Source organism: Geobacter sp. DSM 9736, from assembly GCF_900187405.1.
Taxonomy (GTDB): domain Bacteria; phylum Desulfobacterota; class Desulfuromonadia; order Geobacterales; family Geobacteraceae; genus DSM-9736.
This window is the reverse complement of sequence record NZ_LT896716.1, coordinates 3,486,881-3,504,254: the sequence shown is the minus strand read 5'-3', so window position 1 is coordinate 3,504,254 and position 17,374 is coordinate 3,486,881. Positions and strand designations below refer to the sequence as shown.

At 57.0% G+C, this 17,374-nt stretch carries 6 protein-coding genes; 2 read left to right on the top strand and 4 right to left on the bottom strand.

Features of this window, described 5'->3' with window-relative positions; translation table 11 throughout:
* Positions 1 to 2: 2 nt before the first annotated feature.
* The 4 genes from CFB04_RS15715 to CFB04_RS15700 form a co-directional block, all read right to left on the bottom strand.
* A complete protein-coding gene (locus CFB04_RS15715; protein ID WP_088536272.1) occupies positions 3 to 1,355 on the bottom strand; it encodes a coproporphyrinogen-III oxidase family protein in 1,353 nt (450 codons plus the stop codon).
* A gap of 251 nt (positions 1,356 to 1,606) precedes the next feature.
* A complete protein-coding gene (locus tag CFB04_RS15710; protein WP_231934497.1) occupies positions 1,607 to 7,882 on the bottom strand; it encodes a fibronectin type III domain-containing protein in 6,276 nt (2,091 codons plus the stop codon).
* Positions 7,883 to 7,893: 11 nt separating this feature from the next.
* Positions 7,894 to 12,483, bottom strand: a complete 4,590-nt coding sequence (locus tag CFB04_RS15705; RefSeq protein ID WP_088536271.1) for a CxxxxCH/CxxCH domain-containing protein — start codon at positions 12,481 to 12,483, stop codon at positions 7,894 to 7,896.
* A 390-nt stretch (positions 12,484 to 12,873) separates the two neighbouring features.
* Positions 12,874 to 14,994, bottom strand: coding sequence for an EAL domain-containing protein (locus tag CFB04_RS15700; protein ID WP_088536270.1), 2,121 nt, complete (start codon positions 14,992 to 14,994; stop codon positions 12,874 to 12,876).
* Between the two features lie 347 nt (positions 14,995 to 15,341).
* On the opposite strand from CFB04_RS15700, the gene CFB04_RS15695 reads away from it, so the two are divergent.
* Together CFB04_RS15695 and CFB04_RS15690 are read left to right on the top strand one after the other, a co-directional pair.
* On the top strand, positions 15,342 to 16,988 hold the full coding sequence (locus CFB04_RS15695) for a sensor histidine kinase (protein ID WP_088536269.1): 1,647 nt from the start codon (positions 15,342 to 15,344) through the stop codon (positions 16,986 to 16,988).
* Positions 16,966 to 17,334 carry a response regulator gene (locus tag CFB04_RS15690; RefSeq protein WP_088536268.1) on the top strand — a complete coding sequence of 123 codons (369 nt, stop codon included), beginning with the start codon at positions 16,966 to 16,968 and terminating at the stop codon, positions 17,332 to 17,334. Before CFB04_RS15695 ends, CFB04_RS15690 begins: the two co-directional genes overlap by 23 nt.
* Positions 17,335 to 17,374 lie beyond the last annotated feature (40 nt).

The following is a 17,374-nucleotide window of genomic DNA, read 5'->3' as shown; positions in this document are numbered from 1 at the left end:
GTTCAGGCCGACGTCCGGTACTTGATGTAAGCCGCAACGTGGTCGTGAATGACTTTCCCTTTGGGGGTGAGACGTACATCGTACCCCTCTTCGTGGATGAGGCCAAGATCCAGCAGTGACGCCAGTTGCCCTCCCAAGGCCTCCCGCGCCGGGAGACCGAATTCCTCCCGAAACCCACGCCCGTCGAAAACCGTCCTGAGCCCCTCCGCAAGACGCTTTCGCATCATCTCCGGCCTGTCGAGTTCTATCACGTACTCCACAGCGGCACCTCCCTCCTTCGCACGCCGAAGGTATTCCACGGTCGAGGAAACATTGAATATCTGCCGATCCCCTGCGAGGGAGTAGGCGGAAGAGCCGAAACCGATGAGATTCCGGTCGGCGTTGTGCGGCTGGAACGGCTGGTAGAGATAACGCTTGTCCGGACTCTTTATAAAGTAATCCGAGTTGTCCTCTGCGTAGCCATGCTGGGGAAGGAAGCGCTGCGCCAGTAATCTCATCAGCAGCAGGCTGTGCTCGGACGGAAGCGCGGCCTCCCCCTGGGTAACCATACGATGCAGCCTGCTCGGCGGCCGCACCCGCAGCGAGAAGGTGGTGATCGAATCGGGCTGAAGGTCCACCGCCTGCCTCAGATCTTCGCACCACACCTCCGGCGTTTGACCCGGCAAGCCGTATATCAGATCGAGGTTCACCTTCTGAAAGCCGTGCCTTCTGAGCTTCGCAAAGCAGCGAACGATATCGTCTCCCGACTGTAGTCGCCCGTTTCTCGCGGCAACGTCACGCGAAAAGGATTGTACCCCTACGTTGATCCTGTTCACACCATGCCCGGCGAACATCAAGAGAAGTTGCTCCCCCTCCGGCGCAAGGACCGCCTGTGGCGTAGTCTCAATGGTGAATTCCAGGTTTTTTCCTATGTCAAACCGGCCCGACAGCATTCCGAGGAATCGCTCCATCAGTCTAGGAGAAAGAATTGTCGGAGTTCCGCCGCCGATATAGAAGATGTCCGGACGGAAATCAGGAATGTATTGCAGTTTTCCCTCAATTTCCGTCGTCATTGCCTCAATGTAGGTCTCGATCTGGTGCGCCGAATGGTTGCCGATCCTTTCGAAAGAGCAGTAGAGGCATTCGCTCCGGCAAAAGGGTATGTGGAAGTAGGCATTGTGGGCTGAGGTGCGGCGTATGGTGCTAAGATACTGGTAGGAGTCAATCTTGCGCGGAGTCTTGCTGAAGATGGTGTTGTGCCCGCAACCACCTGCAGGAGTGGCCGCCGGAAGAGAAATGGCGGACAAGATATCAGGATACTGCTGCTTCTCGAAATCTATAAGTGTCTGCCGGATCAGTTCTGCATCACGGTTCATCTGTTTCCTTCGTCCTGCTGGTGTAACTGCCTGGGCGAGCGGACCCGAAGAAGCCGGGGCGGATGGAGGAGTCCACCGCCCCGCCGTTCATTCCTTCAGCACGGGTGGACCGCCGTGCTGCCGACCACCTTCGGCCTTGAGTATCTCATTTTTTTCACGAGGATGTCACCTCCTCTCTTCGCCTCCGATATGGCGGAAAAATTGCGGAGCACATGACACCGAAGCATCATGAGCCCGGCACTGGATGGGCTCTAGGGGCAGGCCGAATCACTGCTGTTGTAAACAGGAGTCAAGGCACTTCGGACATTGCTGTACGAAGAGATGTCAGTTGCCTTGAAGGCCCTTACTTTGTATCTGTACGTCGTTGCCGGCTCGACCAGTGTATCGGTATATGTTGAGACGTTCCCAACCCTGTCGAGAAGCGTCCAATCCCCATTCCAGAGCTGTTTCCAGATCTCGAAGCCCTCAGGAGCATCGCAGGCGACCGGGATACAGCTGCCGGGATCGTAACTCCAGTCAAGCCGGATCATCTTCGAGTTCGAGGCTGACGCGGAGGTCAAAACGGGTCCCCCCACCGACTGGGTCTTGAGGCAGACTGTGGAACTGGCGTCCGAATTCCCGACGGTCGAATTCCAGGCCTTGAGCTGGTAACAGTAGGTCAGGTTCTCCGTCAAGCCCTGATCTGTAAAGAAGGTTGTGTTAGGGGCCTGCGCCTGGCAGCCGACTGTGGGAATGGGAGAGCCGCAGTAGGATGCCGCATAGGCGGCAGCGATATTGTTCACCTCGTTCCAAGGTCCATTGGAGCCTTCGGAGCGGAGAACGCGGTAGTTGGTGGCACCATACACGAACTGCCATTTCATCTCTATCGTTGCAGCGGTACTTCCGGTGAGGGCAAGCACCGGTGCACTCAGGAGCGTCATCGCCGATTGGACGTTGCTGAGAGAAGAGTAGCTTCCGGAAGCTGTTTTTGTAGATATGCGGAAGTAATAGATCGTTCCGGAGTTGAGCCCCGTGTTTGTATAGCTGGTAGCCCCCTGAACCGGATTCGCTATTACTGTCCAGGTTGCATTGTCAATGCTCCGCTCCAGTTTGTAGCCGTAGTTACCCGATACATCATTCCAGGAAAGGCTCAGCTGCGATGTAGTCGCTCCCGTAGGCGCATTGAGAAGGGGTGCGGAAGGAACGAGCGTCGCCGCGCTCTGAACGGCGCTCGGTGCGGAGATGTTGGACCCGTTGACGGTGAATACCCGGTAATAGTATACCTGCCCGGCGGTAAGGCCCGTATCCGTATGCCCCGTCGAACCGGCAGCTTTTATAGTAAGGAGGTTAAATGTAACCCCATCGGTACTGCGCTCCACCCGGTAGTCCGTGTTGCCAGGCACCGCGCTCCAGCTGAGGGTAAGGGACGACTGGGTAATCCCGCTGAGAGCACTGAGGGTCGGCGGAGGAAGATAGGTGGTCGCCGCGCTCCAGTCAGAGGTTCCGCTGTTGTATGCCCTGATCTGGAAGCAGTACGCACTGTTCGTATTGAGGCTGCCTATCTGGTAGGAAGTGAGGTTCATGGCGACAGCGGGAGTAGTCGAGACCCCCGTGGCCCAACTCTCGGAAGCACAGTCAGCGGCGGAACGTGCCTTGTACCGAATGCTGTAGTTGGTCTCGCCATATACGTTACTCCAGTTCATCGTTATCTGAGTCGCTGAATTGCCGGTAGCTCTAAAGTTCGACGGTATGGCCGGTATGGTAGTTGCGAATTTCCCGCCATCGCTTCCCCAACCGGTGTAGTTGCCTGAAATGTTTGCCCTTACCGAGTACTTGTATGTATATCCGGCGGAGACACCAGGATCGGGGTAACTCGTGCCGGTAGCCGATGTAGTGACCGTTGTCCAGGCACTCCAGTAGGAGGCATAGTAGGGATCGCCCGCCCTGTCAGGACGGTCGTAGTTCGTGAAGACGCTCCGCCTGACCTCGTAACTCGTCGCCCCGGAAACGGCTCCCCAGGTGGCGGTGGTAGACGACGTGGCGGTAACGGAACTAATCACCGGTCCGGTGGGGGGAGTCGTAATGGGCTGTTCAGCACTGTAGTCCGAGTAGACACCGTTCACGGCTCCTTTAGCCCTGATCCTGTAGGAGTAGAGGGTCTGTGGAGTCGTCGTGTCGGTATGGGAAGTTTTCCCCTGCGTGAGAGTGGTAAGGGTTGACCACGCGCCGGCGCCGACCTTCCGCTCGATGACATAACCGTTTTCGCCAGCAACGTCGTTCCACGTCAAGTTCACGGATGTATCCGATGGTGCTGTCGGGACATTGAGAATCGGTGCGGCCGGTACCGTCCAGCCCAATACGGCATTGCTTGCCGGTGAGGTGATACCCCCCGCTGTCCTGGCTACAACGTAGTACTGGTATGAGTATCCGGGAATGAGGCCGGACCGGGAGAAGGAGGTCACACCCTGACCGGTCGTGCCAACCTGAACGGCGGCTCCCCAGTTATAGGTGTAAGAGGAAACACAGTACGAAATATCACTGGATGACATATTCTGCGTACACGCCATCTCCCATACGGTGTAGCTGTCCTCCCCGGCCACATCGGTCCAGGAGAGATTGATCTGGGTGGTGGTCGTGCCGGCAGCAAGACTTACGGTCGGTGCCACCAGAACAGTGGTAGCGGACTGTACGAGGCTCGGCGTCGATGTACCCGCCGCGGAAGTCACCTTCAGCCTGTAATAATATGTCGTGGCCGGATTAAGCCCAGTATTGGAGTATGCCGTGGTACCCACGGCGGGAGTGGCGATCTGGGTCCAGTTCAGGTTATCGGTGCTTCGCTCCAGGATGTACCCGGTGATCCCGCTGACTGCAGGCCAGGAGAGATCGATCTTGGCGGCGGTGACTCCGCCGGGGGCATTCAGCACCGGCGCTATCTGCACTGTGCTCGTGAGGGAAGCGCCGGAATTGCTCAGGGCGCTGACGCGGTAATACCGTACGGCGCCGGCGGCAAGTCCGGTGTCATTATAGATTGTGGTATTGGCGGCAAGGTTCCCGCCGATCTGAGTCCAGCTGTTGTTGTCCGGACTCCGCTCCAGCTTGTAGCCGGTATTCCCCGCCACGTTGCTCCAGGTCACATCTACAGCCGTAGCTGAAACCAGCGACAGTGGACCCAGGACGGGAGCGACCGGAGTCGTCGTAGCACAGCTGATGAGTTTTCGGGAAGAGAAGCTCCCGCTGATAGCTGTTATGCGATAGCAGTAAGGGCTGTTTGCAACGAGGCCGGAATCCTGGAACATAGTCGTTCCCGCAGCAGGCATTGCTATCTGCGTCCAGATGCTCAGGTCGGTAACGGGGCCGGTCGTTCTTTCCAGGAGATAGCTTGCTCCGGAAGTGTTATCGCCCCAGGAAAGACCAATTTTGGAGGAATCTGCTTGGGCGGAAGCGGTAAAAGGAGCGGGAACCAGAAGATAATTGTTCACCTGCTTTATTACTGAATAATCGGCATTTCCGGAAGCGTTTCGTGAATATCCGGCAACGAAGGCCTCTCCCTTGTAGTTGACGGTTATGGAACTTGCTTCATCGATGTCATTGGCCGGACCGTTGTATGACGTGGCACCAAGAAGATTCCCCTCGTAATCGTATATCACGGAGATCATGTCGGAGCCGGCACCCGCTGCGGTGGTACCCGCAATATAGATATAGCCGGAGGAATCGACTTTCATGGCAACGGCGGCATCGTCCAAATCATCCCGCAGGAGAGTTCGACGCCAGAGAGTGTCGCCGCCGGAAGAATATCTGACGACGGTAATATCGCGGTCGCCTGAGGCAGTAAGAGTGGTGCCCGCAACGAGAATGGCGCCGTCTATTCGGTCGATCCCCACATCGGCACCGGCATCGTCGCCGCCGGCAACTCCATCGATTGCCCTCTCCCAGATCCTGCGGGCAGTGGGACTGGATCCGGAGTACTTGATGGTATAGATATCCCTGCTGAGCGTGGCCGTTGTAGCGCTGCCCGTGACGTAAACGTCTCCGTCGGCGTCGACGGCGATGGATGCTCCCCGGTTCGCGCCTCCGGCAACCACGCTGTACCTGTCGGCCCAGACAAGAGCACCGGTGGAGCCGTCATATTTGGCGGTGAACCAGAAATAGGTGTCGGAGTCGGGTGTCTTCTCGCTGATTCCGGTGACGTAGACGCTGCCGTCCGGAGCTACAGCCACGGCGCTCGGTATGTCGTCCCCTCCCCCGTCGAAAGGTGTGGCCGCCCACGCCGGAATTGCACCCCCCTGAACGTCGAATCCGGGATTTGCAGGGTACTTGATCACATAGACATCATCGTTGTTCGAAGCGTTCTTTCCGTAACCGATGATCACTACGTTGTTGGCGCCGTCCGCGGTCGTGGCGATTGCGGTGGCCCGGTCGTCGATGGCGCCTGGACCGTTATACTGGCCATGCCAGGTTTCGGGGGGACCGGCTGCAGGATACTTTATGGTGTAGATCGAATTTATGTTCCTCTGCGCAGGGGGGTAAAAGAGCTGGGAAACCCCGGAAACGATGACGTTGCCGTTGCTGTCCACCGCCAGGCATTTCGCCTCATCCATTTCACTGTCGGGATCGTCGTACTGATCACTCCAGATGATACTTCTGTCTCCCCGGTTGAGCTTGGCGGTGAAGTAGTCGAAGGTTCCCGTGTTGCGGTTGCTGTAGCCGGTGACGATAGGGTTGTTGTCCGCACCCACGGCTATGGCATTGGCATAGTCGTCGGTGTTGTCCGGATTGTTGTAGCTGAAGCTCCAGGCGGGTGCGGTGAATGTAACGAAGACCGTGAGTGCATGGGCTTCGTTGCTGTAGGAGGAGTCACCGGATGCTGCATTGTACGATCTGACCCGGTAGTAGTATGTATTATCGGGAGAAAGCCCGGTATCGGTGAATGAAGTCGCATTTGCGGAAGCGACCGTGATCTGGCTCCAGCTCCCCGTCTCGCCGAGCTTCCTCTCGATCTTGAATCCATCTTCGGTGGATGAGTTGTCGTACCATGCAAGCGCGATGCTGGTAGGGGAAACAGCAGTGGCCGTCAAGCCTGTGGCAGGATTGAGCACGCCTCTGTCGTACTTGAGTATTATGAAATCGAGATCGTTAGCCATGGAATCGGACCAGCCGGCGACGAGGACATCTCCGGAGGGTGAGATGCCGATACCAACGGGCCTGTCGTTCTTGTTGGCCGGAGCATTGTAGGCCTTCTGCCATAGCAGGTTGCCGGTATCACGCTTGTATTTTATCGTCCGGACATCATAGTTTCCGTCAGTCACAGTGTAACCGGTGACGAATACGTCTCCTGCGGGATCAACGACGATACCGGTCGCGACGGCCATATCCGTGTTACCGTTGCCCGAATCGTACAACTGCTGCCAGACCGTGGTTCCGGTCGCTCCTGCATATCTCGCGGAGAAAAAGTCGTTGGCACCCGTCAGGGTGTAAGTGTAGCCGGTGACGTAAACATCGCCTGCCGCATCGACAGCGAGCCCCAGCGGTTCCTCGTCGAGGCCTCCGTCGTAAGTCTTCTGCCACATTACGCTACCATTGGCCGCACTGTACTTGACGACATATATATCGAGATTGCTGCCGTTGGCGACAGAACCCACTGCAATTACATTCCCACTCCCGTCGAACCGGGCCTGGTTCCCTATGCACCCGTTGTTTGAGCCGCCCCCAGTGGAATAACGCTTCTCCCAAACCTTCACTCCGTCGAAACCGTATGAGATCGTCACCATGTCGTAGGAAGCAGCGTTCCATGATTTTCCCGTGACGACGACTCCGGCGACTCCGGCCGCAATGGCATTCACCTGATCCAGACCGTCTGCCGCTCCGTTGTATGAAACCGTCCAGAGAGGGGAATCTCCCGAGGGGCCGCCCGGTGCATATTTGAGCACCAGGATGTCGTCGTTTCCGGAGGAGTTCTGGGAGTTGGCCGCCACATATACGTTGTTGAGGCTGTCGGTCGTCACGGCGGTGCCGATGTCGCTGCCGTTGGCGGAGCCGTTCACGGTGTGCTGCCAGATGACGGCCCCGGTGGAGCCGTTGTATTTCATTGTGTGTATGTCCCGGTTGACACCGTTCCATACATACCCGGTCACAATGACGTCGTCGTTGCCGTCGACTGTGACGGCCAGTCCCCGGTCCTCGCCACCCGTCCTGTCCACCAGGGCGCGCCAGGAAATTCCGCTTCCGTCGGCCTTGAACTTGACGGTGTACATGTCGTCATTTATCCCGCCCGTCATGTTCTGATGCCCGGTCAGGACGACATTTCCCTGAGAGTCCGTAGCCGACAGCTTCGGTTCCTGTTTCCCCGGTTGGGAATCGGAGGTGAGCCACACAACGTCTCCACCGACTGCATGAGCCTGCACCTGAAGCCCCAGCAACAACGTCATCCCCAGGAACAGCCCCAGGAAAGTTCTGCAGGCGCGCCTTCTCCCCTGCAGTTCTCCACTTATGGCGTTTCCGCGTACAGTCCCCATGGAACCTTCTCCCTTGAACGGATTTGATTTAAGCATCACTCGGCCTCCTACCATGGGGTCTTGGTGTTCCAGCCGTTGTCGGGCCAGGTTCCGCCGGGATGGCAGTTGACGCCACTCTGGTCAATACCTCGGGGAAAGCTTCCGGAATGGGGCTCGTAATTCGCGTCCCAGTATTCAAATTTCCTCGGGCCGCCGGAACCGGGCTGGCCGCCGGAGACACCGCCGCCGCGGTGCTTAGTGTCGAGGCAGTTGGTGATCATGAGGCGCGGCAGCGCACTGGCGTGGGGAGTATGGCACTTGGAGCATGTATAGTTGTGCTGGATCGTGCCATTGGCGGTCTTCCATCCTTTGACTGATTCGTGGATGCGGTCCTGGCTCTTCCAGGTGTGGGTCACGCCGTCGGTCAGGTTGCTCTTGGCGTGGCATCGGAGACAGAGGCCGGCGAAAGTACTGTCGTCCTCACTCACTGCAAGGTTCCCGAAGGTCTGCTGATCGGTGCGAACGTTGGTGGTCGGATTGGAATCGGGAGCGCCGCTGGGCGGATTTTCCAGGCTCATCTTCGGCCCATCCTCACGATAGGGAGCCGTGAGCCAGGTCCCCTTGAGGAGGGGCACGGCATACTGCTGTTTTGTCCCCAGCGTCGGGCTCACCCCATGGGGATCATGACAAGGCGTACAGAGTCCGTTGATCCTGTTGTGGGCCGAGGTGGTATGGTTGAGGAATGAGGAAGCTTTCAGGTGGCCGCCCTTAGTCGACAGGCTCCCCTTCAATGGGAACCTCTGCTGCACAGCGGCGCCGGGGGACATGAACTTCGGCGCGTCGTAGTAACCCTTTATAGCTTCCGAGGCCCCGAAGGTGGACTGGTATCCCCAAGGCGTGGTCCCTGAGTTCTGGTTCAGGTGACAGTCGAAACACTGGCCTGCCCCGGCATTGTATGGGTTGAGCGAGCCCTGGGCGGTGTTGGCGGATGCCTTGTAGCTCATGGCGTATCCACCCTTTCCGGCCTGTGTCTCTTTAAGGTTCCCGCCGTTACGGGAGCCGTTGAAGGTAACGTAGCTGGAAGTCACCCCTACAAGCTTCGAGCCGTGTGAGCTATGACAGTCGAAGCACTGGACATTCTGGCTGCCGTTGCGGGTATTGGGAATGCCCGAATCGACGCCGTTGGCAATACTGAATCCGCCCGCATTCCCCACTGCATTCCCATGGGCAGAGAAAGACTTGGCAACCTTGTCCTTCTGGTTGGCATTCGGATACGTGGTGGAGTTGTACTTGCCCCATGCCGTGGTTCCGGTCTGGGAGTAGCGCGCGGCTACGCTCTGCCCGTCCCACGCGTACTGCCGCGGGGTCTTGCAGTCGCCGAAGGGCTGGGAGTTATTGTTGTCGTCGTTGTGGCAGCTGAGGCAGTGGTTGTTGAGTTTTGCTACCTCAGTCCGCTCGCCTGCAGTCCCGACCTTGCTGGCCATGAACTGTATGGCTGTCGTACTGTTCAGATAGGTGGGACGCGCACCCGGCTTCCATACCACAAGGTCCACCTTCGCGTTCTTCACTGTCGAATAGTTCTTGTAGTTGTACCCCTCGTGGTAGCGGATATCGATCAGCCCCTCGGGTGTAGCTTCCCAGTGGCAGGCGTAGCAGTGTTTGTTGTTTGCAAACTGCCCATCCGGCAGCTGCACGTGATGCGACGTTCCCTTGAACTGACCCATGACATCCATGCGCAGCCCGATGGTGCCCGTATGGCACTTGGTGCAGTCACGTGGAAGGCCGAATCCGGAATGCCGCGGGACCGGCTTGTCGCGATGGCAGGTAGTGCAGGCCTGCCCGTCGGCATGGCTGTCGGTGAACCTGTGCTCGTGGCATGAAGTGCAGACGCGCCCGGCATTGTGGCCGTCTCCGCCATCGGCCCGGTAATGCTGACTCCCCGTGGAATGGCAGACATTGCAGATGCCGTTGTACGGAGCGTTGATCTTCGCGTAATCAAGACCGCTCTGCTTCTGCGTGAACACGACCGTAGCCCGGGATCTGGGGATACCGAACGTGCCGTCGGTGGAAGTCGCGACCTGGTTCTGGATCATGTAGATATTCCCGTCACCATGGGGGTCGTGGCAGTCCCAGCAGAATTTCCCCCCTTTCCATGTGCCGTTTCCGTTCCACCCGCCGCTGGCCATGAATGCGCCATAGTGCTTGTACCCAAAATGGGAAGAGGATGCCCGCGCCTTCTGCGGTTTTATCCAGCCGGTGCCCGGGTCGAAACCGAGGGAGTATTTGAGTGGGTTGCTCTCGGGGGGCGTATGACAGCTGGTACACTTGCCGCCGGCATCGTCGTCGTGGCACTTGAGGCAGACGCCCATCATCATGTACTGGTTCTTTACATCCGCTTTCTGGCGATCAGTCCAGATTCCCGCACCGACATTGTGCCGCTTCAGATCTTTTGTCGGATCGGCCGGATCAACGAAGTGGCAGGGGGCAGTGCTGCATGAGGTGTTTCCGTCCGCCATAATTGTGTGATCGGGACGCGGCGCAGCGCTTCCGTCAGGCCAGACCGCAGCGGGGTCGGCGGGCAACGCCGAAAGTTGCGGTGCAAGCGACTCCTCGGCATTGTGGCATGCGAGGCATTCGGCGTCGCTGCCCGTCATGTGGCAATAAACGCATTCCTTGTCGAATCTGTTGGCGAACTGCAGATGCTGCCGCAGGCGGAAGGGATTACCGCTGTCGTTGTGAATGATGTTGTTGTCGTGACAGTACCAGCAAGGGTTGCCCGGAAAACCTGCCGCAGGATTCCCCGAAGCCGGATAGGCGCCGGAAGTGCCCGCCCGTCCGTGGCCGGTATTGACCCACTGGGTGAGGTTTATCTTTGCAGCCGCGCTGTAGATGCTGAAACCGAATGTATCCACGTCGGCACCGGTAGTACCGTGGCAGTTGAGGCAGATGACCGAGTCATTGACGGAGCCACCCCATTGCGGATCGGTTCCGCCGGTGTGGCAGGCGGTATTGGAGCATGTCTTCGTCACAGGGTTATACGACCCCCCTTTCTTGAAGACGACGTCCTTACCCTTGTTGGCATGGAACTCCGCGTTCAGATGCGCTACTTCCCCCATGCTTCCCGCAGGAATCCCATCCACATGGCAATCATTGCAGGTGCCGTTAACGATGGTGGATGCATGGCACTGGTCGCATGTGAAGTTCGTTTCGGTGTGGCGGCTGTGGGAGTTTGCCCGTGCCGCGCCGGGTCCTTTGTTGGGGAACATCGGAATGGCCGCCTTCCACTCCTGGCCGCGGGGCCACTTGTACGAGGTCCGGTTGCCGTAGGTGGAGGGAAGGACCCATGTCTTCCCGGTAGCATCGGTACGGCCGTCATGGCAGTCGGCAACGTTGCAGCTTCCACGGGGGTGGCCATGACATGTATTGCAATCGGTGCCGTGGGTGGTCCAGGCGAAGGGGCGCACGGTGTCGGGGCTTGAGGTGCCGTCGCTGTGACAGTAGACGTTGTTGCAGTTCTTTGTGACCGGGTCGTAGCTCGCCGCAGGTCGCCCTACAATGTTCCACTGGGGCGCCATGACGACATCCTTGGTCCCGTTAACGTGCTTCTTCTTGTCGGTGATGCCCCCGGATCCATCCAGTGTGCCGCTGTGACAGTAGTAGCAGGGATACCTTCTGATCCATTGCGGCCCGACGAGCCTGCTGTGCCCGTTGGTCGTCATGTTGATGTATGGAGTGCAGTACCCCTTGACGCTGTCCCATACAGCTCCCGGAACATCGCTGCAGTCCTGGGGGTTGTTGTTGGCCAGAGTCCCTTTGTGGCAGGAGTAGCATTTCGTGGTGCCAGGGCCGTCGGACCATTTTACGCTAATGGTCGGTGCTCCTCCTCGGCCGTCGCTGTGACAGTAGATATTGCTGCATATCCCGTCGCGAAGCGGATTCTGGCTCGGCAGATAGTTGGGATAGTTGAGGTTGCCCGAATAGCTGCCGCCGTTATTGGGGGCTGTTGCGAACTGCACGTTGAGGGGGCGCTTTCCGGCTTCCCGAGCATGGGCAAGAGGGTCCGGATCGGTGGTATGGTCACGGTGACATGCGCTGCAGCTGTTCGTACCGGTACCGATATACTCTCCGTGCTTCCCTCCCCTCCCCGAAAGGGCCGGATGGTTCCCATCAGACGGCGGCGCGCCGTGGCAGGCCGAACAGTCGGATCTGCCGAGGGTGGAGCTGCCCCAGTCGGGGGTGGGTTGTTCAAAGTGGCAGTTCACGTTGCTGCAGCTTCCCGGGATATTTCCAGCATATTGAGGGAATGGCGTGGTCACGTTGTTGTAGGCGGTCACGGCGGGAGACGAATTGACCCGGGAGGAGACACTTACAAGACCATCACGGTGTCCGGCATGAAAGGCCGCGCTTCCCGGATGACAGGGAGCGCAATCGCTTTGAGTGGCGTTAGCGGAAAGATGGGTACGGTGATTACCCGGAAACCCTCCCGAGGAAACATCACGGACAGGGGCATCAAATGGCCTGATATCGCGGGTCTCTTGCGTGCCGTGGCAATCGTAACATCGAAGCTCGGCAGAAGCGAGAGCAGGCAACAGCAGAAGCGCCGACAGCAGCCCCCCTCCAACTTTCCCCCAACGCAGTACCGCGTCCAGTATGTCCATGAAAGCTCCTCTTGATCTGTTTCTCGGTGACTCATTTACATTTGGAGCCTGCCACAAAACAATATCATTAATTAGAAATAATGACACTGCGGACTATGCCCCAAAAGATGAACAGAGCATAAAATATGCCAGCTTTTGGGTAGGGAAATTGTTGGAAGTATCGAATTATCAAGGACTAAGAATGCTAAAGATCAAAACAGTGAATGGAAGGAGATGCCAGTTATGACGGAAGGTTGCAGCGAGCATGAGAGACTTTGAATAGATCGCAATGAGGGAAGGCTTATCGAGGATCAGATGAGCTTCAGCTTAACGCTGTTCATGACAGCCATGTTTACGTGAAAACGCGGAACCCCTGCACTCACCCGGTTCCGTAGTTTCGGATATATCCGTTCAGGCATGCGCCCAGGACTGCTGGGCCCAGTTCCGCCTGGCCAGAAGATCCGTCAGCTCCTCTGCGGGCAAAGGCCGGCTGAAATAATACCCCTGCATGAGATTGCAATCGTAGGAATCCAGAAGCGCCATCTGCTCCCGGGTCTCAACTCCTTCCGCCACCACATCGAGGCGCAGACTCTGGGCCATTGTAATGATAGCTTTTGCAATAGCGGCGTCGTCCTGGTTGGAGTTGATGTCGTTGATGAATGACTTGTCGATCTTCAGCGTCTGTATGGGCAGCCTTCGTATCGCACTGAGCGAAGAGTAGCCGGTACCGAAATCATCGATTGCTATGCCGACACCCAGCTCGCTCAGACGGCGGAAGGAGTGCATGGTCGATTCCTCATGGTCAAGCATGATGTTCTCTGTCACCTCCAGTTCCAGCAGCGACGGGTCGAGTCCCGTATCGGCCAGGGTCTGTTCCACTGTGCCGGCAAGGTTCAGCTGCTGAAACTGCCGTGGAGAGCAGTTCACCGACATGCGTAGCGGAGGGTATCCCTGATCAAGCCACTCCTTGTTTTGCGCGCACGCGGTCTGCAGGACCCACTCCCCGAGAGCGGTGATCATCCCCGTTTCCTCCACGAGCGGGATGAACTGCGTAGGAGGAACCATACCGAACTCGGGATGCTTCCAGCGAACCAGCGCCTCTACCGAACTGATGCGGCCGGCACGAACATCCACCTTCGGCTGGTAGTGAAGAAAGAACTCCTCTCGTTGCAGCGCCCGGCGCAGACTGTTCTCCAGTGAAAGACGCTCGAAGGCGTGGGCATCCATGGCGGGTGTATATAGATGGTACCGATTGCGCCCGAACTCCTTCGCCCGATACATAGCCATGTCAGCATTTTTTATGAGTGTCTCTGCATCGGTACCGTCATGTGGAAAGATACTGATCCCTACGCAGGTGCTGACGAAAAGTTCATGCTCCGGAAGTATGAAGGGTTTGTTGAATGCATCGATGATGTTCTGAGCCACCCTTACAGCCTCCTGCACATCAACCAGCTCCGGCAGCAGAACTATGAATTCGTCACCTCCCCGGCGGGCAACGGTATCCCGCTCCCGGCGGCAGCATCGCTTGAGCCGCTGCGCTGCTGCTTGAAGGAGCTGGTCTCCCACTGCATGACCGAGTGTGTCGTTAATAACCTTGAACCGATCCAGGTCGAGAAACAGGATCGCCAGCGCCCGGTTTTGCCGCTGCGCCTGCGCCATCGCCTGGTGAAGGAGCTCGTTGAACAGGTGCCGGTTCGGCAACCCTGTAAGCGCATCGAAATACGCCATATGCTTGATGGTTTCCTCGGCCTGCTTACGCTCGGAGATATCCTCGTGGAACGAAATGAAGTGAGAAATCGCACCATTGCCGTCAACTACCGGTGAAACGGAAACCGATGCCCAGTAAACGGTGCCATCCTTTTTGCGGCAGCGAAGTTCACCGCGCCACTCTTTACCTCCCCGGAGAGTCTCCCAGAGCGGATGATGCTCGGCGCCCCACTCCTCGTCCTCGTGAAAAAAACATGCCCCCCTCCCCGCAGCTTCCTCCAGCGTATAACCCGTAAGACGGGTAAATTTGGGGTTAATGTATTCCACCTTTCCTGAAGGGTCGGTTATGATCACCGAAACCGGACTCTGTTCGACCGCATAAGACAGTTTCCGTATATGCTCCCCCTGCTGCCTGAGCTGCTTCTCGAGCCTCACTTCTGCAATGCACTGCTCCAGAGCCCAGAACAGTTTTCCCTGATTGATAGGTTTGAGTACGTAGTGGTTTATCCCTGTGTCGATCGCTTCAATGATACGGCTGGATTCCGTATTGGCTGTCGTGATGATGATGCGCACCTTCTGGTCTGTCTTCCGAATCTCCCTGGCCATGCGGATTCCATCCATCACCGGCATCTTCATGTCGGCAAGGATTATGTCCGGTTTTACGGAATGAAAGATCTCCAGGCCGGTGCGCCCGTTGTCCGCAGGATATACGGAAACTCCCGGGAAGCGCCTGTTAATCATCAACTGTACGACTTCACGTGTACTGTGATCGTCCTCGGCATACAGCAGAACCGGTTCGTCCGAAGAGGGAGCCGGGATATCCATGGGAAACCTTTCGCTCAATAAGTAACGTCTCATTACGTCCGGTTAAAGTGTACTCTTTTTTGTTGCCGGTGCAATCAGAATGAGGCCTCACTGCCCCCGCATCTCGGCTTTTTTTGACTTTTGTTAATTAACAACTAGTTGTACGTAAGCTTCGAATTCGCTTGAAAAGGAGATACAGGCTGTTATACTTTGCCCACTTGACGAGGCCCCGGAGCCATCTATGCCTTTCCTGCCCCTTGTCACCGGAACCTTAAGTTTATATCTTCTGCTGCCGAAATATTTCCAATCGTCGGGCGGGAGCAACGACTGATTCAAACCGGGGAGTCATCATACGTGTGGAGGTTTAGTTGAACTGGGAGTGCTGCTGGACCAAGAAGGAAATCAAACCCGGTGAATGTCCCAATATCCACGAAGGGGAAGAAGATCTCTACACTTCCTACAGGCGTAGGCTTCTGGAACGGTGCCTTGACTGCACCAGTTTTCGCAACGATCTGGAGAAACTGCGGGACGACGATTCCCCCGTCGCGGACATAGTATCCCTCCTCATCGGTGAGTACACCGAGCAGAAGGCACAAATCCAGTCGATCGTCCATTTCCTGAATACGAAGACCCGCGAGATCAAGTTTCTCCACGAGGTAAGCATCGTACTGCAGACTTCACTGGATCTTGACGAGGTCCTTTCGGTGGCCATGACCGCCATAACCGCGGGCAAGGGGTTCGGCATCAACCGGGCATTCCTTCTGATGGCCGACAAGGAGCGGAAGTATCTCCGTGGATACCTGGGAATCGGCCCGAAGAATTACGAGGAAGCGTGGCACATCTGGGACGACATCGGTCGCAGCAACCTCACCCTCAAGGAGATGGCCCGGAATTTCAGAAAAACAAAGCTCTACTCGGAGAAAGTCAAGTTTCACGACATCCTGGAAAGGATGTCCGTTCCCCTTGCTGATCGCAACCATGTTTTCAATCGTGCACTGAAACAGAAAAAAGCGATCCTTGTGGAAAATGCCTTCAACAACCCCGAGATCGATCCTGCTCTTGCAGCGATCCTGGGTGTGACCAGTTTCCTGGTCATGCCCCTCATATCCCGGAACAGGCGCATAGGCATAATCATCGCCGACAACTGCATTACCCACAAACCGATAACTCCCCAGGACGTTCAGTCGCTGGAAACATTCGCCTTCCCCGTTGCCTTCGCCCTGGAAAGGGCTTCGCTCTACGAACGGCTGCAGGAAGAAGTCGAGAAGCTGATGGCGGCGAACCGCAAGCTTAAAGAACAGCAGGAACTGATAGTCAAGATGGAGAAGATGGCGCTGGTGGGACGGATAACGTCCAGCATAGCCCACTCCATAAGAAACCCGCTGATGGTCATAGGGGGCTTCGCAAGATCGCTGCTGAAGACCATAGCCGAAGGGGACCAGAAGCGTGAATATCTGGAGTCGATCGTTCAGGAAGCCAGACTTCTGGAGGACGTCCTGGAGGAGGTGCTTAACTACTCCGATTCGCTCTATCCGGCTCTCGACCAATGGGATGTAAACCAGCTGGTCATAAGCGTATGCCAGGAGATGCAGTCCAGGCTCGATCAGCGGGGTATAGAAACCGAGTTAAACCTGGGACCGGACCTGCCTCCGATATACATCGACTACAAGAAGGTTTCCTACTGCATCAAGACCATCCTCAACAATGCAATGGAGACGGTCTCGGGGGTCAACACCATCTGGGTCAGGACATGGGCGGAAGAGGAAGAGGTAATCATTGAGATCACCGATAACGGGCGCCCGTTGTCCAAAGAGGCCCGGGAGGCTCTGACGACCCCCTTTGCCGATACCCAGGAGCTAGGGGTCGGACTCGGCATGCCGCTATGCAGGACCATACTGGAGCGGTACGGCAACCAGTTCGGCATGGAAAACAGCCCCGAAGGGGGAACAAAATATACTCTAAAACTGCGCATTCACAAGGAGGAAGGATTACATGGCGAAAATCCTGGTAGTTGACGACGAAGCGAGCATCCGGCTCCTCTACTCCCAGGAGCTCAGCGACGAAGGGTACGAAGTCGCAACAGCGGCATCGGCGATTGAGGCCGTCGAGAAGCTGGAGTCGGGGGATTACGATCTGGTCGTCCTGGACATAAAGCTGAAGAATGAAAGCGGCCTCGACCTGCTGCAGAAGATCGTGAAGGAACGGCATGAAATGCCCGTCATCCTCTGCACCGCATTCTCATTCTACAAGGACGATTTCTCCGCATGGCTCGCCGATGCCTACGTGGTCAAGTCCAGCGACCTTCAGGAACTGAAGGACGAGATACAGAAGGCCCTGGAGAAAAAAGGCAGAAGCAAGTAAGCCCAGCAAGAGCGAGGCTTCCCTCAGCCCCTTAACCTCG